This window comes from Bartonella sp. AC158YNML, assembly GCF_042196725.1.
GTDB lineage: Bacteria > Pseudomonadota > Alphaproteobacteria > Rhizobiales > Rhizobiaceae > Bartonella.
Genome location: NZ_JBHIQU010000003.1, coordinates 113,233 through 135,235 on the forward strand (window position 1 = coordinate 113,233; position 22,003 = coordinate 135,235).

Consider the following 22,003-nt stretch of genomic DNA (forward strand, 5'->3'; position numbering starts at 1 on the left):
CAATCCATTGCAGTTTATGAATTAAGTGAACTCTTTAGCGATCATGATATCCATAATTATACGTGGAGAAAGTAAATTCAAAAGATATTGAATAACAATTTATAATATGACGACATAAAGAACGCATTCTATTTAAAGAAGGGTATTGGTAATGTACTTTGATATTCATGAGACAATTTCGCCTGAAATGCTTAATCGTCTTGCAGAAATTACAGTGAAAGTGGGGTTGAATTTACAAGAGGGGCAGGATCTTGTTTTAACTGCTCCAGTTTCAGCCCTCCCTTTTGTTCGGCGTATCGCATATCATGCTTATAAGATTGGTGCTGGTGTCATTACACCAATTTTTAGTGATGATATGTTATCACTTACACGTTTTGAAAATGCTCATACGGCTAGTTTTGATTGTGCTCCTTCTTGGCTCTATGAGGGAATGGCGAAGGCTTATGAAAATGGGGCAGCACGTTTAGCGATTGTTGGTGATAATCCTTTGCTTTTGTCCAATCAAGATTTTGACAAGGTTGCGCGTTTGAATAAGGCGACTTCGTTAGCTTACCAGCCTGCTCTTAAAAAAATATCTAATTTTGCTATGAATTGGTCGATTGTTGCATATCCAACAGCAGGATGGGCTGAGGCGATGTTTCCTTCTTTACCACTTAATGAGGCGATTAAGAAATTAGCAAATGCAATTTTTGCTGCTTCACGGGTTACAGATGAGGACCCAGTGCATGCATGGAGTGTCCATAATGCAGCTTTGAAACAACGGTCATCTTGGCTTAATGAGCAGCGTTTCTCTGCTTTGCATTTTACAGGACCAGGTACCGATTTAACAGTTGGTTTGGCAGATGATCATGAATGGCATGGTGGTGCATCTGCGGCTCAAAATGGTGTTGTTTGCAATCCTAATATTCCGACTGAAGAAGTTTTCACCACGCCTCATGCTCATAAGGTTGAGGGTTTTGTTCGTTCGACCAAGCCTCTTTCTTATCAAGGAGCACTGATTGATAATATTGAGATGCGTTTTGAAGCAGGGCGTATTGTTGAGGCTCGTGCATCAACAGGTCAGGAAGTTTTGCAACAGGTTTTGCAAAGTGATGAAGGGGCTAGTCGCTTAGGTGAAGTTGCTCTTGTGCCCCATTCTTCACCAATTTCTAAGAGTGACCTCCTTTTTTATAATACCTTATTTGATGAAAATGCTGCATGTCATATTGCTTTAGGGCAGTGTTATTCCAAATGCTTTTTAGATGGGGCATCACTGACGTCAGAAGAGATTGCAGCACGTGGTGGAAATAAAAGTGTCATTCATATTGACTGGATGATTGGTTCTGGTGAAATTGACATAGATGGCATTACCCAAGATGGTGTAAGAGTTCCTGTATTTCGTAAGGGTGAATGGACTTAATTCTGTTATGCTGTAAAACTTCGTCATTTAAGGTGGGGTGGTATGCAAGTCTCATTGATACGCTAAGTATTTTAGAGTGTGTGGTATATATTCAAGGCAGGGTTTGGCCATAAAGCCTTTAGTTAAATGACTCACATGAGTAGAAAGCCAAGAGAAAGCCACTCAACAAGAAACTTGATTGTTTACAGACCAGATGTTGTGGGAGTCTTCGTTCTTTGAGGAGGGGGGGGAAGAAGCCAATTTATCAGTCATACGATTGGAAAGTGTATAATTATTAAAGAAGAGTAATGCCTGAGCTTCCTGAAGTAGAGACAGTTCGTCGTGGACTTGAGTCCGTTGTAACTGATGCAAAGATAGTATCTGTCAAACTTAATCGTAGAGATTTGCGTTTTCCTTTTCCTGAGGCGTTTTCTGAGCGCCTTATCGGCAGAAAAATTATAGAACTTGGTCGACGTGCGAAATATTTATTATTTCATCTTTCTCATAATGAAACAATTTTAAGCCATTTAGGAATGTCTGGTTCATGGCGTATAGAGAATGACATTTTGAGAAAAGCTTTTTCAACGAGAAATAAATTGGTTAAGCATGACCATTTTATCATGGATATTCAGACAAGGGATGGTGAATTTTATCACCTTATTTATAATGATGTGCGTCGCTTTGGGTTTATGCTTTTAGTCGATACGGACAAGCTTTATGAACATCCGCTTTTAAATAAGCTAGGGCTTGAACCTATGAGTAATTCGTTTTCTGGTCGTTATTTACAAAAGGCTTTTGTTAATAAAAAAATGTCTCTCAAGGGCGTTTTACTTGATCAGTCTATTGTTTCGGGTCTTGGGAATATTTATGTTTGCGAAGCACTTTGGCGGAGTCGTTTATCTCCACAACGTAGTGCATTTACATTGGCATCAAAAACGACACGTGCACGTGAATTTGCAGATTCTTTAGCACAAAATATACGCAATGTGATTTCTGAAGCCATTTTGTCCGGTGGCTCTTCTTTACGTGATTATATGCATATAGATGGTTCACTTGGTTATTTTCAACACGCTTTTTCAGTTTATGGACGAGAAGGCAAGGAATGTTTGGAATGTGGAACGCCTATTATACGTATTTTACAGGCTGGGCGTTCAAGTTTTTACTGCTCACAGTGTCAAAAATGAATAAGGTGTCTTGCAAAATCCTACAAGAGGCTTAAAGTCAGGTTCTTACAATTATACGAATATACGAGGCTTGAGAGGTTTTTTTATGTTGAATAAAGTATTAACACATCTTGATGAGAATATAGGAAAGAGCCTTGAACGCCTTTTTTCTCTTTTACGTTTCCAATCGATTTCTACAGACTTGGCTTATAAGGATGAATGTCGTAAAGCAGCTGATTGGTTGGTAGAAGATTTAAAAACAATAGGTTTTGAGGCTTCACGGCGTGATACACCAGGTCATCCAATGGTTGTTGGACATCATCCAGGGCCTTCAGATGATTGTCTGCATGTGTTATTTTATGGACATTATGATGTTCAACCTGTTGATCCATTAAATTTATGGGAAGATGATCCATTTAATCCTTCATTAAAGGAAAAAGATGGAGAAAAAGTTATTTGTGCTCGTGGCGCTTCTGATGACAAAGGTCAGCTCATGACCTTTGTTGAGGCATGTCGTGCATTTAAGAAAGAAACGGGGCAACTTCCCATTAAGGTTACTGTTTTATTTGAGGGAGAAGAAGAAAGTGGTTCTCCTTCTCTTGTTCCTTTTTTAAAAGAAAATAGGGATGAACTTAAGGCTGATTGTGCATTGGTTTGTGATACAGCAATGTGGGATGCCGATACACCATCTGTTTGTATTGCTCTTCGGGGTATTTTAGGAGAAGAGGTTACGATTACAGCAGCCGATCGTGATTTGCACTCTGGTGCTTATGGAGGGGTAGCTGCTAACCCTATTCATATTTTAACAAAAATCTTAGCAGGACTTCATGATGACAATGGTCGTGTAACGCTTCCAGGTTTTTATGATGGAGTTGAAGAAACACCTTCACAGATTTTGCAATCATGGAATGCCCTGAATTGTACTGCTGAAAATTTTCTTGGTCCTATAGGACTTTCCATTCCTGCTGGTGAAAAAGGACGGAGCATTTTAGAACTTGTATGGGCGCGTCCTACAGCAGAAGTTAACGGGATTAGTGGTGGTTATGAAGGAGAAGGAATAAAAACAGTTATTGCTTCTCAAGCGAATGCGAAAGTATCTTTTCGTTTAGTGCATAAGCAAGATCCAGAGAAGATACGCCAAGCTTTCCGTCATTATGTGTGCGGTCTTATTCCTGCTGATTGTACTGTTGAATTTAAGGGGCATGGTGGTTCTTCTGCAATTCAAATTCCTTATGATTCACCTTTTATCAAGGCCGCAAAAGAAGCTTTGTCGCAAGAATGGAGCAATCCTGCTATACTCGACGCTATGGGGGGATCAATTCCGGTTGTGGGAGATTTTCAGTCAATTCTTGATATGGAATCTGTTCTGGTTGGATTTGCATTATATAATGATCGTATTCATTCTCCCAATGAAAAGTATAATTTAAAATCGTTTCATAAGGGGCAGCGATCTTGGGCGCGTATTCTTGCAGCTTTAGCAAATAGGAGGGTAAATGGCTGAGATTCGTGTTCATCAAGGTGATTTACCAAACTTAGACAATTATAAAACTGATGCTATTGCGATTGATACCGAAACTTTAGGCTTACAACCGCATCGTGATCGTTTATGTGTTGTGCAGCTTTCTGCCGGAGATGGTACTGCTGATATTATACAAATTGCTAAAGGACAAAAGAGTGCACCTAATTTGGTCAAGCTTCTTGAAGATAACGCGGTTACCAAAATATTTCATTTTGGGCGTTTTGATCTTGCTATTTTAGCGCATACATTTGGTGTTATGCCAGAAGCTGTTTTTTGTACAAAAATTGCTTCTAGACTCACGCGTACTTATACGGATCGTCATGGCTTAAAAGAAGTTTGTAATGAATTGCTGAATGTGAATATTTCTAAACAGCAACAATCTTCCGATTGGGCAGCAGAAACGTTATCACAGGCACAAATTGAATATGCTGCGTCGGATGTGTTATATTTGCATCGTTTAAAGGTTATATTTGAAGAACGTTTAAGACGTGAAGAGCGAGAAAATGTTGCCAAGGCATGCTTTCAATTTTTGCCTATGAGAGCTAGGCTTGATCTTTTAGGATGGGCGGAAGTTGATATTTTTGCGCATAGCTAACTTTAAAATTGGCTTTTAAATGGAGTTAATTATTGATGTGAGAGGGCAAAATGCTTGTACATTATGGGCATTTTATCCTCTCATTTTTTCTGATAAGAATTATAATAAATTTTTAAGTGCTATTTCATTTGAAATTTAGGCAATAAAAGTATTTTTGCATTCATATTTTTTATTTTTGTAACAGCTTTTATTTGAAACAAAGCAATTTTGAGGAGAGGCTGGAAACATACGGTAGGTTGGAAGGCTTAATATATAAAGATGATCACGATAACTCTGAACGATACAAAAAATGACTCTTAGAAAAGTGCGCAAAAAACAAGACAGCAGTAGTGCTTTTTGCCTAGTCAAAATGTTACAATAGTTTTTGTATTTAAACAGCTCAACAGTCCCCCTTTGTTAAGAATTTTATCCATGAATCAACTTCATTTATGATGTGTAAGCGAAAAATTTTCTTAATGCATCATGATCAAGTTTGAAATGGGAGAATCTTACGATATTTAGAGCGTTCATTCATGGGGGTATTTTATAAATCAATATGTTGATGTAAAATTCCCGTTGTTTATTATTTTTAGACGATACTTCATGTCTTTATTTACTACCAAACAAATGATTTCTATGTTGGCAGAGCAGGGGAATTTGCATTTATTTTAAAATTAGAATGCTCCAAAGTTTTGTTTTTTAGAATTCTCACCTTTCATCTATCAACATGTTATTTTTCTCTGGAAATTTTCAATGGGGATACTAAATAAAATCCATTGTGGATATTTTGTGAGGTTAAATTTATGAATATAAAATATTTTATGACAACTTTTGCTACTTTTGCTTCAATTTCTGTAGCGCAGGGTTCTTCTGTTTTGTTTTCTCAAAAGTTAATACAGGACATATCTGCGATTGTTCCTCCTATAGATCTTTTTTCTAGTGAACGATCTAGAAAGATCTTATCAGAAGTTTTTCAGATAGAACTTTCTTGCACAAATAACAGCGAATGCATAACAGCAGCTCAGTTAGTCCCTGTGTTACATTCTGGTAAAAAAAGAGATCATTATCCTAAAAAAGGATCAGGGAAAAGAAGACGACCAAACCTATTTGCACGAGGTCCAATGAGTTATTAAAAAGTGAAAAAACAACATTAAGAGATGTATATATGTGTGAGGGAGTTGAAGAAGAGAGATATTTTTCTGCTAAATCTATGATTTTTTAAGAAAGGTATGTTTGAAGGCTTTAAGAAAGATCTTTCATTTTTTCAGCATTAAGGAGTGTTTTTATATAAGTTTTGATGTTTATCATAGCTGGTGTCTTTCTTGAGGTATTTTTTCAATTTAACTAAAAAGAGTATGAAATGATAGCCTACAAATAGGGCTAAAGCTCTGGAAAAGATTTTCTAGAAAGTTAAGCAGAAGCGTAAGTATTTCAAAAAATAATAAATGACTAATTAAAACAAAGAGCATGTGTGATAAATTACCTGTGATTTTGTTGCAATTTATGGAATATTGGGAGTCTTATTTTGTGCGATACAAGTGTCCTTTACAATCTAAAAAAACAATCAGAGAGCTATTTGCATTTTGGTCATGCGAAGGGTGAAGCTAAAAATTTTGTTTGTATGAATTTAAATAGAACGGTTGCATTTGGCTGTTTTCAATACTTTAACAGTTCTCGCTATTTTTGATATTGAGAGTATTCATAGGTGGCATTTTAGCCTTTAATAGTTTTATTTATCCACACACATTTGCTCTTTTGTGATGTGCAGGGGAATGGTTTTCGTTATTTAAATATAAATGAGAGCATCTTCAATAGTGCAGGTAAGCTATAAAAGACAATCTTTCATAGCCAATAATACATGCTTTACACGGAGGGGATAGTGTAGATTTTTTGCAAAATTCATAAAGGAGAGAAAATGTGACGAAAAGAGATCCTTTGTGGGCATAGTTTAATTCTTATTTATTACAGATCAAGCAATTAAGGGTGGCGGGAGAGGCTTTTTGTTTTTTTTATGAGTGTATCATTTTTGCTACAGATATCTAGAGATAGGGCTCTATATGAAATGACGTGTTCAAATAAATATTCAGCTATGGAGAGAAAATATGAATATAAAATGGTTAATAACAGCTTCTGCTTTCGCTTTTGTTTCAGCTTCAGCGGTGCAGGCAGCAGATGTTATTGTTCCCCCGCGTCCAACTCCTGTTGCTCCCGTTATTGTTGCTCCAACTTTTTCTTGGACAGGTTTCTATCTTGGTGGGCAGCTTGGTGGTTTTTCGGGTAAAACAAAGATGGATATTCTTGCTAGTGGACAAAAGATTCCAGTAGATGACGATTATTTGCCTAAACTATCTGGTTTCATGGGTGGTCTTTACGCAGGTTCCAATATTGATCTCGGCAATGGCCTTATTTTAGGTGTTGATACGGATATTATGTGGTCTAATAAAGATGACACGAAGACAGGAAAAACATACATTATTGCTCCAAATCACATAAATTATATTAAGAAGATATTAACAGAATCTGGAATTAATATTGGTAAAGACGCGCTTGAAGCTGGTGCTAAACGAACCCACAGTTTCACTTTTAAAGAAAAGTGGGCTGGTGCAACGCGCGTGCGTATTGGTTTTGCAGCTGAACGCATTATGCCTTATGTTGCTGGTGGTATCGCTTATACACAGCTTCAAGATAGTGCGTTGATTTCAATAACAGATAAAGATTCAGACAAAGTAATCGCTTCTGGTACTCTTTCTGATGAAACAAAGACCCTTGTTGGTTACACTTTTGGTGCTGGTGTTGATTTAGCAATGACCAATAATATTATTGTCCGGGCGGAATATCGTTACTCAGATTTTGGTAAAAAGAAATTCTCAAATGATAAATATGAGACTTCTTACAAAACCAATGATTTCCGTGTAGGTGTTGCTTACAAATTTTAATAGATGGTAAGTTAAATAACGAAGAGGCTTCGTCTTTGACAGAGCCTCTGTTATTTTCTGTTGCTATATTATCACACAACACATAATTTATTGTGGATATGAAAAGATATTCTTCAGATCTTCTTAAAAAGTTTTTCATAAACAATAAAGAATAATTACATTTAAAATCAATAAGTTATTACATTATACAGCTTACGGTTTCTTGTGCAAAACGAAGCTATGAGATCATTTCGTCTTGGATGATCCCTCTATTTTCTGTAACTGTATCATTTTTACTACAGCTTTTCTTTCTCTAATTTTGTAGCACTGTCTCATAAATAAATTAGGAGCAAAGTTTATGAATATAAGATCTTTAGTAACAACTTCTATTATCGCTATGGCGGCTGCTTCTGCAGCACAAGCTGCTGATGTTGTCATCCCTCGTGAAACAGCCCCAGCAGTCATCGCAGCCCCTTCATTTTCTTGGACAGGCTTTTATATTGGTGGTCAGATTGGTGGTTTTTCAAGTAAAGTTGAATTAAAAGATAAAGATAAAGATACTTCAGTTTTTAAAGACTTGTCACCTAAACTTTCAGGTTTGATTGGCGGTTTTTATGCAGGATCTAACTTTGATCTTGGAAATGGCATTATATTAGGTGTTGAAACAGATATGATCTGGTCTGGCAAAAAGGATGTGCGAGTAGTTTCTAAAACTGATACTCCTCCAGCTAGTGGAACTGAAACTCCTCCAGCTAGTGGAACTGAAACTCCTCCAGCTAGTGGAACTGAAATTGTAAAGAGTTTAAGTGTTAGAAATACAGCTGCACAAGGAATTGTGGATGTATCAGAAGGTGTTGGTTTTAAACAGAAATGGGCTGGTGCTACGCGAGTACGTATTGGTTTTGCTGCTGCTGACCGCATTATGCCTTATGTTGCTGGAGGTGTTGCCTATACACAGCTAGAGGCTGCTTATGGAGAAGTGAAGGTAGGTAATAAAACTTTTGTTTCAGGTTCATCTGATGAAACAGCAACAATGGTTGGTTTCACTATTGGTGGCGGTCTTGATTTTGCAGTGACTGATAATGTCCTGTTGCGTGCAGAATACCGTTACGCGGACTATGGTAAAAAGAAATTTTTTGCAAAAGAAAAAGAATATAATTTCAGAACCAATGACTTCCGTGTAGGTGTTGCATACAAATTCTAATTTCGTCAAAAACGAAATGATGAAGACAAAATAAATTGTTATGAGGCTCTGTTAAAGACGGAGCCTCTTTTATTTTTCTATTGATATATTATCACATACCTTATATTTGTTGGGGATGTAAAAGATATTATTCGGATTTTCTTAAAAAGATTTTCATAAACAAGAGACAATAACTACGGTGTAAAATCAATATCTTATGTATATATTTATAACTTACAGTTTTTTGTACGAAGTGAAGTTATGAAATGATTTTATATTGGGTTCGTCTTTCGTTTCCTATGGTTGTATCATGTTGACTACAGCGTTTTTTCTGTAGTTGTATAATACTTTGTTCTAAATAAATTAGGAGCAAAGTTTACGAATATAAAATCTTTAATCATAATTTCTGTTATCATTATAACTACAGCTTTGCGACACAAGCTGCTAATGCTATCATTCTTGGTGAAGTAGCTCCAACAGGTATTGCTGCTCCTACTTTTTTTGAACAGGGTTTTATATCGGTGGTCAAGTTGGCAACTTTTTAAGCCAAGTTGATCTATTTGATTTAGAGATAAAAAAAACTCCATACAAATATGGATTGCCTAAACTTTCAGGTTTGATTGGCGGTTTTTATACAGGGTCTAACTTTGATCTTGGAAATGTCTTCATCTTAGGTGTTGCAACAGATGCAGTTTGGGCATGACCGTGGAAAAACAAAAACGCACTTAGAAGATCTTGAGGCGTATGAGATATAAAAATTTAGCCAAAATCTTATAAATGCTGGCGTTACTTTGGCTGATGCAGAAAAGCTTCACGATGATGATACAATAGTTTATAATTTTTACTGAAGAAGAAAAATGGTCTAGTTTAACATGGGCCCGTATTAGTTTTGTAGTTGCTAATCGTATAATACCTTATTTTGCTGATGGTATTGCTTATACGCAAATGTAGGGCATTTCCACAATTGAAGTGAAAAAAGAGGCTGGCTGATAATACTGATCAAAAGATCGCTTCTGATAATTTGCATGATGAAGACAAAGACACTGGTTAGTTTCACCCTAGGTGTTGACTTTGCAATGACAGACAATGTTCTGTTGCGTGCAGAATACCATTACTCGGACTTTTGTAAGAAGCAATTTGCAAAGGATGAGGGTAAACTAGGCTACAAAACCAATGGCTTTCGTGTAAGTATTGCTTACAAGTTCTAATTTTGTCAAAAGCGCAATTATGAATACAAAGTATTAATAAAAAATTAAATTTCCAAAAGATCTTGACTTTTACAAAAACCCTGTTTTCTAAGATTTTTATTTGTACAATTGTGACATTTTTACTACAGATTTTCTGTTTATAATCTTGTAGGATCATCTTGTAGTTAATTTAGGAGCAAAATTATGAATACAAAATTTTTAATAGCAACTTCTGTTGTCGCTTTGATTTCATCTTCTGCAGCATATGCAGCTGATGTCGTGATTCCTCATGAAGTCGCACCAGCAGTTATCACAGCCCCTTCGTTTTCTTGGACAGGCTTTTATCTTGGTGGTCAAGTTGGTAACTTTTCGAGTAAAACGAAATTAACTGTTCCAGGAGCAGACAAAGAACTTTTCAAAAAAGATAATATACCTAGTCCTTCTGGTTTCATGGGTGGTCTTTATGCAGGATCTAACGTAGACCTCGGAAATGGTCTCATTCTGGGTGTTGAAACTGATGCAGTTTGGGCAGACCGTGAAGAATCAAAAACAGCCCGTGAATTGACTCTTACTAAAGAAGATGTGGCATTTTTTAATAATGCCCTTGAAAAAACTAAGGTTGAACTAAAAGATCATCAGCAGTTTGAAATAGGTGACAAAGTAACGGAAAAACACAGTTATAAAGAAAAATGGTCTGGTGCTACACGCGTTCGTATCGGTTTTGCTGCTATTGACCGTATTATGCCTTATGTTGCTGGTGGTATTGCCTATGCGCAGGTACAGGGCATTCAGTCAGTTGCAGGAAAAGGAGAGAGAGCTAAAGTTGAGCAGAAAGCTGATGTGATGGAAAACCCACCAGTTAAGCAAAATGTAGATTTGACTGGTGGTACTTGGGCTGATGACACGAAGACAATGGTTGGTTTTACTATTGGTGGTGGAGTTGACTTTGCAATGACAGAAAGCGTTCTTTTACGTGCAGAATACCGTTACTCCGATTTTGGTAAAAAGAAATTCGCAAACGATACACGTGAATTCAACTACAAAACCAATGACTTCCGTGTAGGTGTCGCTTACAAGTTCTAATTTCGTAAAAATGAAATTATAAGCACAAAAAGATACTAAGGCCTCGTTTAACGAGGCCTTTATTTTATTAGCCCTTTATTTTAATCTTTCTTAAACCCTTCTTGTTTTTATTATTTCATTTTGTGTTATAAAGCTTTAAAGAAAAAAGTCGTCTATTATAAATGTCGTACAACATATTGATTTATAAAGATAATTTAATATTATTCATGTTGAATTAGATCCTCAAATACCGTAAAATTTTCTCATTTCAAATCTGTGTATGTTGAATCAATAAAAATCACTTGCTTGCACATCACAGGTAGGATGAGTGTGTGGATAAAAACTATAGAAGAAAGGATTAAAAATGGCTCTTATGAACCATCTTAATGCAAGGAAAGGGAGAGAGCAGTATTCACGAGCTGGCAAAGTGTGTGATGGTGCCGATTTGCTTCTCCATAAGCGGATTGGTTACATATATAGAGAGATTTTATAATTACTGATTAATAAAATCTTATATCACTGCTGCTATTTCACACCTAAGTGAAAAGCGTTCAATTAATCTCAAAAACAGGAAAAGATCATAACCAGTGATTAACTTTAGCCGCCTTTTATATGCTAGTTTAGAACGATCGTGCTACATATATCCTGTTAGAGTACTCTCTGAAACGGAAATACAGTCTCATTAGGGAAGCATATGAAATTATAAAGATAAAAATCAGTTTTCAACTTTACCTTCTTCTTTTAATTGAGTTTTATGATTTTCAAAAGCATTGAGAGCAATGTTTTTTTAATAGTGAGGATGATGTATTGTTTTGCGCTTTTATTTATTGCATTCTTTAATGGGATCACACCTCTTATGAAAACAAAATGCCCCAAACGGACTATATCGTTGTTACGTATTCACACGCTTGTTTTAAAGAAATATTTCTCAGGGCATATCATATCTGTTTCATGTCAAGATTCGTGAATAGTATAAAGCGATAATCCCCCAATATAATAACTCCATTGAGTACTACGACCTTTATGCTTAATAAAAAGAGTAAACTGGCACCATCATACACTGTAATAGCCACCAATGTTTCAGACAGACCTTAGCTGTTAAGAGCTTTTATAAAAAGTATTTTTAATCTTGTCTTTAATATTTTTTATTGACATGCTCCATCCCGTTTATGACATACACAGAGACATGGTTTTGATGGATTCAACATGGAACAGGTTTTAAACGAGAGAATCCTACGGTATTAGATTTTTTTATTAAACATACAAACAATAAGTTATCTTTATAAATCAAAGTGATGTGTTAGGACGACAATATTTCTGAAAAAAATCTAAAAGTTTTTTTGTGAATGTTTTATTTCATGAAACTTTTATGGTGCTTGGTTTTAAAAAATGTAATGATTGATTTTACGGTTTGCACTGGCGTTGATTTTTTGAGTGATAGACAATGTTTTTTGTGTGCAGAATATTGTTATTGAGATTTCTGTAAAAAGAAATTTGTAAAGAATGTTGTCATTAACCGTCACGCGAAAATTTAATGGAAATAAATCCAATTTTAAGACACATAATTTTAGTGTGATTTAATTTACAAATCCTCATTGAAAACAAAACTAAATAGTTAAGAAAGCTTATTTTCAAAAATCCTTTATTTTTTTGTGAGTGTGTTATTTTTGCTACAGATATTTCAAAGAAGATACTCTATATACATTTCATTTTGGATATTTGGAGAGATTTTATGAACACAAAACGTTTAATAACAGCGTCTATTTTTTCTTTAATTTCGGCATCTACAGCGTTAGCTGCTGATGTTCTGATTCCTCATCAGCCAGCATCATCGACTTCTTCTGCCATTGTTGCTCCTACTTTTTCATGGACAGGTCTTTATTTAGGTGTCCAAGCCGGTGGTTTTTCGAGCAAAGCAGATATGGCTCTTATTGATCAAGAAAAGAATTTCTCGCTGGATAAAGAGTTCTCTCCTAAACTTTCAGGTTTTGCAGGTGGTTTTTATGCAGGGTCTAATATCGATCTCGGTGACAGCTTTGTTTTTGGTATTGATACGGATTTAATGTTATCTGGAAAAAAACACACAAAAACCATAACCATAGGTGCATCTAATAACGCTACAGTAGAGAATGCAGTAGGAAGAGCCCGCAGATCAGCAGAAGTTGTAACCCCAAAAGCATCAATATCAACAGTATCAGTACCATCAGCGCTAAATGTACAAACAAAAGCAGAAGGAGGAATACAACAATCAAAAGGGTTAACAGAGACTAACGCTAATCCAAAAGCGCCAGAAAATTCTACAACACAAACGTTATTAGAATCAGAGAAAACTGTGCAATCACCAGCAGCTGGCAGCACTAATTCAGTAAAATCAGTATCAGGAAGGTCAAGCCCAACAGCAATGTTAAAGCAAACAGCTAGATCTAAACAAACATCTTCCACCACGGGGACAAACTCAGAGCAACCAGTATCACCTTCATTATTAAGATCAGATACAGGAGAAACATCATTAAGAGAGAATGTATCAAAAGTAGTAGCAAAATCAGCATCTCCCAGTGTACAGACAGGATCGATATCAAAAGCGTCAGAACCGCTTTCTTTGGCAAGGTCATCTACAGGAGAGCAACCATCAGAAGCGAGAGTAAGTGAACCCAAAGCGTCTGTAAAATCAGAATCCGCACAAACGGTTGAAAAAACACCAGTATCCTCTCATTCAATAAAAGAATCAAATGAGTCAGTAGCAAAAGCACCCACATCAGTACAGCCATCAGCAGTAGAGAAAACGGTACCGGGTTCATCACTTGTACTAGCGAGATCAGGATCATCTGGATCTGAGAAAGAGGCTTCTAATGGAACAAGCGGAGGTCATCATAGTATTCAGAGTTATATTGGTAATAACTCTCATTCGCGCGTTGCTTCTAATGGAGGTGGACATGCTCATCCACATGGTGCACCTCACGGCGGTGGATACGGCTCTGGTGCTAATCCGCATGGTTCTCACCCACATACTTCTCATCCTCATGGTGGACAGAATATGGCTGGACACGGTGCACAAAGTCCCCAAGCGGCAGATAAGAGCAATTCCAGTGTATACGGTATAGAACAAATCAAAAAGGTTGCTTCTGAACTTGCTCTGGATCAAGAAGATGAAGTTGAAGCTTTAAACCATACTTTCAAACAAAATTGGGGTGGTGCTACACGGGTACGTATCGGTTTTGCTGCTGATCGCTTTATGCCTTATCTTGCTGGTGGTATTGCTTATGGGCAGTTCCAAGACACTGTATCAATATCTGTTAAGGGTGAGGATGGAAGTGTCGTTTCTTCTAAAAACTTAACTGATGAGACAAAAACTATGATTGGTTACACTCTGGGTGGTGGCATTGATTTCGCGATGTTGGATAATGTGATTGTACGTGCAGAATATCGTTATTCCGATTTTGGTAAAAAGAAATTTGCAAAAGAAAAACTTGAAGTTAATTACAAAACCAATGATTTCCGTGTTGGTGTAGCTTACAAATTTTGATCTTTTTTAAGAGTAAATTTCTAAGAGGCTCCACTGTTAGTGGAGCCTTTATTTTTTTAAAGATCACTTTTTGGTTTCTTTTCTTGTGAATTTCATGATAAAGCCCATAGAGTGTGATGATATATTTTCCTGATCGCTGCTTAATACGAATGATAAGCTCGGCTTTCCCTATAGATAAAAACCAGAGTTGCAGGGTTCAGGGAAGTTATGCAAAAGTAAACTCGTAAAAGTGGACAGGAATATTTCACAATGACTGTGAAAAATGAAACAATAGATTATTCAAAAACTCTTTATCTCCCACAGACAAATTTTCCCATGCGTGCAGGTCTTCCACAAAAAGAGCTTGAATTGATGGCGCATTGGGAAAATATAGGGCTTTATGCGCAATTGCGCCAACAAGCAAAAGATCGTCCATTTTATATTCTTCATGATGGTCCACCTTATGCAAATGGTCATATTCATATCGGGCATGCTTTAAACAAAGTTCTAAAGGATGTGGTTGTTCGTTCATTCCAAATGCGCGGTTTTAATGCAAATTATGTTCCTGGTTGGGATTGCCATGGGCTTCCAATTGAATGGAAAATTGAAGAAAAATATCGAGCACAGGGAAAAAATAAGGACGAGGTACCTCTGAATGAGTTTCGTCAAGAATGCCGTGAATTTGCACAACATTGGGTAACCGTTCAAAGCGAAGAATTTAAACGCCTTGGTGTTGTGGGAGATTTTAACACGCCTTACACTACAATGGCTTTTCATGCAGAAGCACGCATTGCTAGTGAATTGATAAAATTTGCTATGTCAGATCAGATTTATCGTGGTTCCAAGCCAGTGATGTGGTCTGTTGTGGAGCGTACGGCTTTGGCAGAGGCTGAGATTGAATATCATGATCATGAATCAGAGGTGATTTGGGTTAAGTTTCCTGTTTTTGAAGCAAATTCTGATGATTTATATGGTGCTTATGTTGTCATTTGGACAACAACACCGTGGACAATCCCAAGCAATCGTGCAGTGAGTTATTCTTCGCAGATTTCTTATGGTATTTACGAAGTTGAAAGTGCTGAAAATGATTTTGGTCCTCAAGTGGGAGAAAAGCTTCTCTTTGCAGATGCTCTAGCGATGAGTTGTGCAGAAAAAGCCAAACTTGTTTTGAAGCGTTTGCGTGTTATTTCTGCTGATGAATTGAAAGCTCTTGTTCTTTCTCATCCACTCAAAGGTTTGGCGGGAGGGTATAATTATAAGATAGTATTGCTTGAGGGATCGCATGTGACAGAGAATGCTGGTACAGGTTTTGTCCATACAGCACCAAGTCATGGGCGTGAGGACTTTGAAATTTGGAATGCTTATAAGCCTCTATTGGAGCAAGCAGGGATTGATTCATCTATACCATTTCCTGTCGATGATGCGGGTTTCTATACGAAAGATGTTCCGGGTTTGGGACCGGATCGTGAAGGGGGAGCAGCACGTGTTATTGATGATAATGGGAAAATGGGTGATGCCAATAAAGGGGTCATTAACGCTTTAATTAAAGCAGATCGATTATTTGCACGCGGTCGTTTGAAACATTCCTATCCCCATAGTTGGCGTTCGAAAAAACCCGTTATTTTTCGTAATACGCCGCAATGGTTTATTTCAATGGATAAAGATCTTGGGGATGGTTCAACTTTACGCAGTCGGGCTTTGGATGCTGTTTCAAAAACGCGTTTTATACCACCTTCTGGACAAAACCGCCTAGCCTCTATGATAGAAGATCGTCCTGATTGGGTTCTTTCTCGTCAGCGTTCTTGGGGAGTTCCTATTTGTATTTTTGCGAATGAGGATGGTGTTGTTTTGAAAGATGAAAGCGTGAACGAACGTATTTTACGGGCTTTTGAAGTAGAAGGGGCAGATGCATGGTTTGCTGAAGGAGCACGTGAACGTTTTTTAGGTGACCGTGCGCATGAGCCTTGGATGCAGGTTCATGATATTTTGGATGTTTGGTTTGATTCTGGAGCAAGCCATAGCTTTGTATTAGAAGATCGGGCTGATTTAAAATGGCCTGCAGATGTTTATTTTGAAGGCTCTGATCAACATCGTGGATGGTTCCAATCTTCTCTTTTGGAAAGCTGTGGTACGCGTGCTTGCTCTCCTTATAAGGCAGTGATCACACACGGTTTTACTTTGGATGAGAATGGTAAGAAAATGTCTAAATCTTTAGGCAATACGGTTGTTCCGCAAGAGATCATTAAAACATCTGGAGCTGATATTTTTCGTCTTTGGGTGATGACAACAGATTATTGGGAAGATCAGCGTTTAGGCAAGAAAATTCTTCAGACAAATGTGGATTCATATCGTAAACTACGCAATGCAATTCGTTGGATGCTTGGAACTTTAGCACATGATGATGGAGAAGAAATATCTTATGGTGCACTGCCGGATCTTGAAAAATTTATATTGCATAGGCTTTTTGAACTTGATCAGTTGATTAATCGCGCTTACGATGAATTTGATTTTAAAAAGATTATGCGTGCATTATTGGATTTTTCAATCATTGAGTTATCGGCATTTTATTTTGATATCCGAAAGGATTCTCTTTATTGTGATGCGCCTTCATCAAAAAAACGCAAGGCCTCCTTGCAGGTTGTCCGTGAGGTTTTTGAGCGTATGGTAACATGGCTTGCTCCAATGTTGCCTTTTACTATGGAGGAAGCTTGGTTAGAGCGTTACCCAGAAAGCCAATCAGTGCATTTGGAACAATTTCGCTCTGTACCAGAAGAATGGCAAAACCAATCTTTGGCTGAGCGTTGGAAAAAAATTCGGCAGGTCCGTAAAGTTGTGACAGGTGCTTTAGAACTTGAACGTGCTAATAAGCGTATTGGATCCTCTTTGGAAGCTGCGCCTATTGTTTTTATTTCCAATCTGGTTTTACGAGAGGCATTAGAAAATGTGGATATGGCGGAGATCTGTATTACCAGCGCACTCACAATTACGCAGGATACAATGCCTTCCGATGCGTTTACTTTGGATGATGTTGAAGGTGTTGGTGTATATCCAAAGAAAGCGTTGGGAAAAAAATGTGCTCGATCATGGCGTTATACACAAGATGTTGGAAGTGATCCAGCTTATCCGGATGTATCTGCTCGTGATGCAGCTGCTTTGCGGGAATTGCGGATTCTTGGCAAGATTTAAAGTTTTAGATCAAAGGAAAGAAATGCAAGTATATTTCTCGTATTGATGAATATAGTTTTTTGTGGTACGAAAAAAATTCCGTTGTTTTATCTGCAGGGGGGAAATTTGTATATGGACCGTTCTCTCATAAATAACGGGAATATTAATCAGCCATATACTTAGGAAATGGGATAAGCAGTGAGAAAATGTGAAGTAAAAATATTTCCAATAGGAATTTTAGGTATATGCTTTGTTTTAACGGGATGTAATGCGCCTACCTATGGTACCAATAAACCAGTTTCGATACAGTTTTTTGAAGATGTTGCTAATATCACTTCATTAACACCAACAAATAACAGCAGCCAGATTGTTATGAAACCCCATCCAAAGCTTATAATACCAAGTCCTAGTTCACGCAGGTTTTTACCGGTGCCACAACAAGATAAATCTGTCAATAAAATAGCAGCATCGAAGCAGCATCGGGAAAGTACTCCTTTTCCTCACAAGCGATCATTAGTTAATGGCGCTGGTTCAGAAAATCCTTCACAGTTGAGTGCGAAGCAACGACAAGAATATTTACGTCGTCAGAGAGCACAAGTTGGAAGTTCAAAATACCGTCGCTATCTCACTGAACCACCTTTAAGTTATCGCCAACCGGCAAAAATTGCACCTATTGGTCGATAAGAAAAAGACAAAATATAAAGTATGTGAGGTATTCTTCTCATTAATTATGACACCAAGTTCTCAGTTCACGCAGAGTTATAATGCTGCTGCAAGCTGGTTGTTATTTCCATGAAATAGCAATATGGCGATAGCATCGAGAGAGTGGTTCAGCGTTGCTTTTTTAACAAGAAATATCTTTTAAGTCCATTTCACAACGTTGTTTGTGTGGATAGTATAACGTGAAAGCCATTGAAAATTAGCAGCTTTATTCTTATGAAGGAGAGAGCTTATACCATCATTTTATTTTCCAGATTTCAATGTTGTGGCAATTTTTGCATTTGAGAGCTTTCATAAAAGACATTTTTAGTCTTTTCTAAAACGTTTTTTATCTAGACAGTAACCTCACTTATGAGTGCCAAGAAAGAGATTTTTATTGCTTCAATGTAATTTGAAATAAGAGTATATCTACGATATTTTGGACTTTATATTTTATATACAAAATAATGAATTATTCTTATGAATGAATGTATCATTTTATAGAAGCATATGCAGGATTAAAAGAGAAAAAAATGCTTCAAAATAGCTTTCGCTATATCAGAAGGATGAATAATCTTTTTTAAGAAATAGGATAGTTTCTAAAGAGTAAAAGTTATGGAAGAAGAATTGTTTTTAGTATCGCTTTTGTACAAAAAAATCTTTAAGTAATTGAGCTGCTTCTTTTTCTTTAAAACCAGAATAAATCTCAGGTTTGTGATGACAGGTTGGTTGCTGATAAAAACGTGGACCATTTTCTATAGCACCTCCTTTGGGATCATTTATTGCGTAATAGAGACGTCGTATGCGTGCAAATGAAATGGCAGCAGCACACATAGCACAAGGTTCAAGTGTTACATAAAGATCGCAATCAGGAAGCCTTTCGCTTTGCAATGTTTTGCAAGCCATACGGATTGCGCGTATTTCTGCGTGTCCTGTAGGGTCATATGCAGATTTTATAAAGTTACCAGCGCGTGCAATGATAGCTTTTCCACGTGTAATGATAGCACCTACGGGAACTTCATCTTTTTTTGCAGCTTCTTGCGCTTCTAAAAGGGCTATTTCCATGGGCGTCAAAGTCATAATATTCTTCCTACTGAAGGTATAGAAAATCTAAAGGTTATCTCGATAAGGAATGCTATGGAATGAATAATTTATTACGCTTTTATAATGAAAAGAATACCTCTATTTTTTTAAGAGTTTAAAACAAACTTGCAAGTCAACAGATACATTATTGTCGTTAAAGGATAGAAAATGATAAATGATTATGCTACTTCATTTTTCAGGATAAGCGGTATGGTGCATGTGAATAATTTTCTGAACATACTTGCAAAGATTGGTTTGAAACGCAAATGAATGAAAATAATGAGAGTGAACGAATTGCTAAAAGATTAGCGCGTGCTGGTGTTGCTTCGCGTCGAGATGCAGAAATGATGATTGTTTCAGGTCGTATTTCTGTGAATGGTAAAGTCGTGAAAACGCCAGCTTTTAATGTTAGCCGCTCTGATGTTATTAAAGTTGATGGCAAACCTTTACCTCCTATAGAACGAACGCGTTTATGGCTTTACCATAAGCCAGCAGGTCTTGTCACCACGAACCGTGATCCTGAAGGCAGACCTACAGTATTTAGTAATTTACCAAAAGGAATGCCGCGTGTTCTTTCTGTAGGAAGGCTTGACATTAACACGGAAGGGCTTTTGCTTTTAACCAATGATGGTGGCTTAGCGCGTGTATTAGAACTTCCTGTCACGGGGTGGGTCCGCAAATATCGCGTCCGTGCTCATGGAAGAGTAAAACAGAGTGCGCTGGATAACCTTAAAAATGGTATTGCGATTAATGGTATTTTTTATGGTTCAATTGAAGCATCAATTGAACGCGAACAAGGGTCGAATATATGGCTTTCTGTTGCTTTGCGAGAAGGAAAAAATCGTGAAATAAAGAATGTTTTAGGGGCATTGGGATTATCAGTTAATCGATTAATACGTGTATCTTATGGTCCATTTCATCTCTCTGATTTAGAAGAAGGAGCTGTGCAAGAGTTAAAAGGGCGGATGTTACGAGATCAGTTGGGAGAGCGTTTGATTATGCAAGCCAATGCAGATTTTGATGCTCCTATTCTTAAGCCATTTTCAAATTCTGCAGTTGTTGCAGAAAAGAAAAGCCAGAAAGATCTTTCTGTTGCAAATGATGGTTGGGTTTTCTCAAGTGAAAGGGTGATACGACGTCGCTCAAGAGATGGTTCTGTTGAACATAGTCGCGCACGATTAAGTACAAAATCTCATGAAAATGTAAAAAAGGAGAAAAGTGAAGAAGGAAAAGTAGAGCGTTTTCTACCGCGTTCTCGCCGTGCTAATGTTTGGATGGCTCCTGGTGCACGTCCGCAAAGTGCACGTAGAAAGCCTTCCTATAGTGAGGAGAAATCGCATGGTTATAAGAGCGATTTGGATGGTAGAAAGTCCTTTCATCGAGGCAAGGAAAAACTAAAAGAAAGTTCGTCACACAAAGAGAAGAGGGAAAGTTTTGTTCAAAAACGTGGCAAAATATCTTATGACGAGACGCATCCCTTTGGTAAGAAAGATCGCTTTTTAAAGGATAAAGAGAAAATGATAAAAGGTGGTCATGATGAGCGTTCTTTTGAGAGAAAGAAAAAAGTAAAAACATTTGGTGGTTCTATGAAAAAATCTAAATCACAGAGTGATGGTGCAAAAACTTCGAAGCGATTTGGAGGTCCACGTGCGGATTATAGGCGGTAAATTTGCTGGTCGTGTTTTATTTTCGCCTGTTAATCAGTCGATTCGCCCAACGAGTGATCGTACACGTGAAAGCCTTTTTAATATTCTTTCTAGCCGTGAAGAACAATTTTGGACCAATAAACGCATTCTTGATCTTTTTGCTGGTACGGGGGCTTTAGGCATTGAAGCACTTTCACGTGGAGCAAAGGCTGCTGTTTTTGTTGAAAATTCAGTTGAGGGGCGTGGAGTACTTCAAAAAAATATCGAAGCTTTTGAATTGCAAGGGATTGGACGGATTTTGCGTCGTGATGCAACCAAACTTGGCAATATTGGAACAATGCTTCCATTTGATGTTATTTGCGCTGATCCTCCCTATAGCCGTTGTTTAGGTGAACGTGCTTTTGTAGAAGCTTTGCGAGGAGGTTGGGCAAAAGCTGATACACTCTTCGTGCTCGAAGAAAAGAAAGATACGATTATTCATTTACCAGATATTTTTTATCTAGACGATGAGCGTTTTTATGGTGAGACAGCAATACGTCTTTATAAATTACGATTGCTTACATCTTGAGAAAGTTCTTGTTTTTATCCGATAAGATAAAAAAATGTTTTTTCACAGTTTTCTTCATTTTATATGGTTTTTAAAAGGTCAAGCAGAAAGTAAATAAAAGATTCTAATGTTAAAGGAATTGATGAAGTTTTATTAGCTTTACTACAGAAGGATGTTTTTTCTCCAATAGGATATATATATCCTCGATAATAGTTATGATCTTTTTTGTCTAATTTCTTTCTGCTATACCTTAATCATTACATTTCATCAGCAGTTGAAAGCTTTAAGCTATGCAGTCTGCATTTATATTTTAATGATGCGTAACTTTTATTTTTTGTTATTGTCTAAACTTAAAAAAGATATTTTGTTTAGTATTGAAA

16 protein-coding genes are annotated in these 22,003 nt (G+C 37.1%); 15 read left to right on the forward strand and 1 reads right to left on the reverse strand.

The genetic code is table 11. The annotated features are described in order from the left end of the window. Window positions 1–151: 151 nt before the first annotated feature. From ACFIM1_RS02780 to ACFIM1_RS02840, 13 genes are all read left to right on the forward strand, one after another. On the forward strand, window positions 152–1,399 hold the full coding sequence (locus ACFIM1_RS02780) for an aminopeptidase (RefSeq protein WP_375610529.1): 1,248 nt from the start codon (window positions 152–154) through the stop codon (window positions 1,397–1,399). Between the two features lie 287 nt (window positions 1,400–1,686). Beyond that, window positions 1,687–2,562, forward strand: coding sequence for a bifunctional DNA-formamidopyrimidine glycosylase/DNA-(apurinic or apyrimidinic site) lyase (gene mutM / locus ACFIM1_RS02785; RefSeq protein WP_375606811.1), 876 nt, complete (start codon window positions 1,687–1,689; stop codon window positions 2,560–2,562). An 85-nt stretch (window positions 2,563–2,647) separates the two neighbouring features. Continuing rightward, window positions 2,648–4,042: a M20/M25/M40 family metallo-hydrolase gene (locus ACFIM1_RS02790; protein ID WP_375608048.1), complete on the forward strand. Its 1,395-nt coding sequence runs from the start codon at window positions 2,648–2,650 to the stop codon at window positions 4,040–4,042. Beyond that, window positions 4,035–4,655: a ribonuclease D gene (locus ACFIM1_RS02795; RefSeq protein WP_375608049.1), complete on the forward strand. Its 621-nt coding sequence runs from the start codon at window positions 4,035–4,037 to the stop codon at window positions 4,653–4,655. The genes ACFIM1_RS02790 and ACFIM1_RS02795 overlap by 8 nt, the downstream gene beginning before the upstream one ends. Before the next feature lie 782 nt (window positions 4,656–5,437). Continuing rightward, window positions 5,438–5,767, forward strand: coding sequence for a hypothetical protein (locus ACFIM1_RS02800; RefSeq protein ID WP_375608050.1), 330 nt, complete (start codon window positions 5,438–5,440; stop codon window positions 5,765–5,767). A gap of 969 nt (window positions 5,768–6,736) precedes the next feature. Continuing rightward, window positions 6,737–7,570: an outer membrane protein gene (locus ACFIM1_RS02805; protein ID WP_375608051.1), complete on the forward strand. Its 834-nt coding sequence runs from the start codon at window positions 6,737–6,739 to the stop codon at window positions 7,568–7,570. A gap of 337 nt (window positions 7,571–7,907) precedes the next feature. Continuing rightward, window positions 7,908–8,753, forward strand: a complete 846-nt coding sequence (locus ACFIM1_RS02810) for a porin (protein ID WP_375608052.1) — start codon at window positions 7,908–7,910, stop codon at window positions 8,751–8,753. Window positions 8,754–9,808: 1,055 nt separating this feature from the next. Further along, window positions 9,809–9,940, forward strand: coding sequence for an outer membrane protein (locus ACFIM1_RS02815; protein ID WP_375608053.1), 132 nt, complete (start codon window positions 9,809–9,811; stop codon window positions 9,938–9,940). Window positions 9,941–10,123: 183 nt separating this feature from the next. Further along, the gene (locus ACFIM1_RS02820) at window positions 10,124–11,002 is read left to right on the forward strand and encodes an outer membrane protein (RefSeq protein ID WP_375609202.1); all 879 of its coding nucleotides are present in this window, start codon (window positions 10,124–10,126) and stop codon (window positions 11,000–11,002) included. 343 nt (window positions 11,003–11,345) lie between these two features. Then, a complete protein-coding gene (locus ACFIM1_RS02825; RefSeq protein WP_375609203.1) occupies window positions 11,346–11,474 on the forward strand; it encodes a hypothetical protein in 129 nt (42 codons plus the stop codon). Between the two features lie 1,239 nt (window positions 11,475–12,713). Then, window positions 12,714–14,504, forward strand: a complete 1,791-nt coding sequence (locus tag ACFIM1_RS02830) for an outer membrane beta-barrel protein (RefSeq protein ID WP_375609204.1) — start codon at window positions 12,714–12,716, stop codon at window positions 14,502–14,504. Window positions 14,505–14,753: 249 nt separating this feature from the next. Further along, complete coding sequence (gene ileS, locus ACFIM1_RS02835) at window positions 14,754–17,669, forward strand: isoleucine--tRNA ligase (protein ID WP_375607332.1); 2,916 nt, start codon at window positions 14,754–14,756, stop codon at window positions 17,667–17,669. A 177-nt stretch (window positions 17,670–17,846) separates the two neighbouring features. After that, the gene (locus tag ACFIM1_RS02840) at window positions 17,847–18,332 is read left to right on the forward strand and encodes a hypothetical protein (protein ID WP_375608058.1); all 486 of its coding nucleotides are present in this window, start codon (window positions 17,847–17,849) and stop codon (window positions 18,330–18,332) included. A 648-nt stretch (window positions 18,333–18,980) separates the two neighbouring features. On the opposite strand, the gene ACFIM1_RS02845 is transcribed toward ACFIM1_RS02840, so the two are convergent. After that, complete coding sequence (locus ACFIM1_RS02845; protein WP_375607334.1) at window positions 18,981–19,427, reverse strand: nucleoside deaminase; 447 nt, start codon at window positions 19,425–19,427, stop codon at window positions 18,981–18,983. Window positions 19,428–19,696: 269 nt separating this feature from the next. On the opposite strand from ACFIM1_RS02845, the gene ACFIM1_RS02850 reads away from it, so the two are divergent. After that, complete coding sequence (locus ACFIM1_RS02850; RefSeq protein WP_375607335.1) at window positions 19,697–21,097, forward strand: pseudouridine synthase; 1,401 nt, start codon at window positions 19,697–19,699, stop codon at window positions 21,095–21,097. Next, window positions 21,078–21,644: a 16S rRNA (guanine(966)-N(2))-methyltransferase RsmD gene (gene rsmD / locus ACFIM1_RS02855; protein WP_375607336.1), complete on the forward strand. Its 567-nt coding sequence runs from the start codon at window positions 21,078–21,080 to the stop codon at window positions 21,642–21,644. The genes ACFIM1_RS02850 and rsmD overlap by 20 nt, the downstream gene beginning before the upstream one ends. Window positions 21,645–22,003 lie beyond the last annotated feature (359 nt).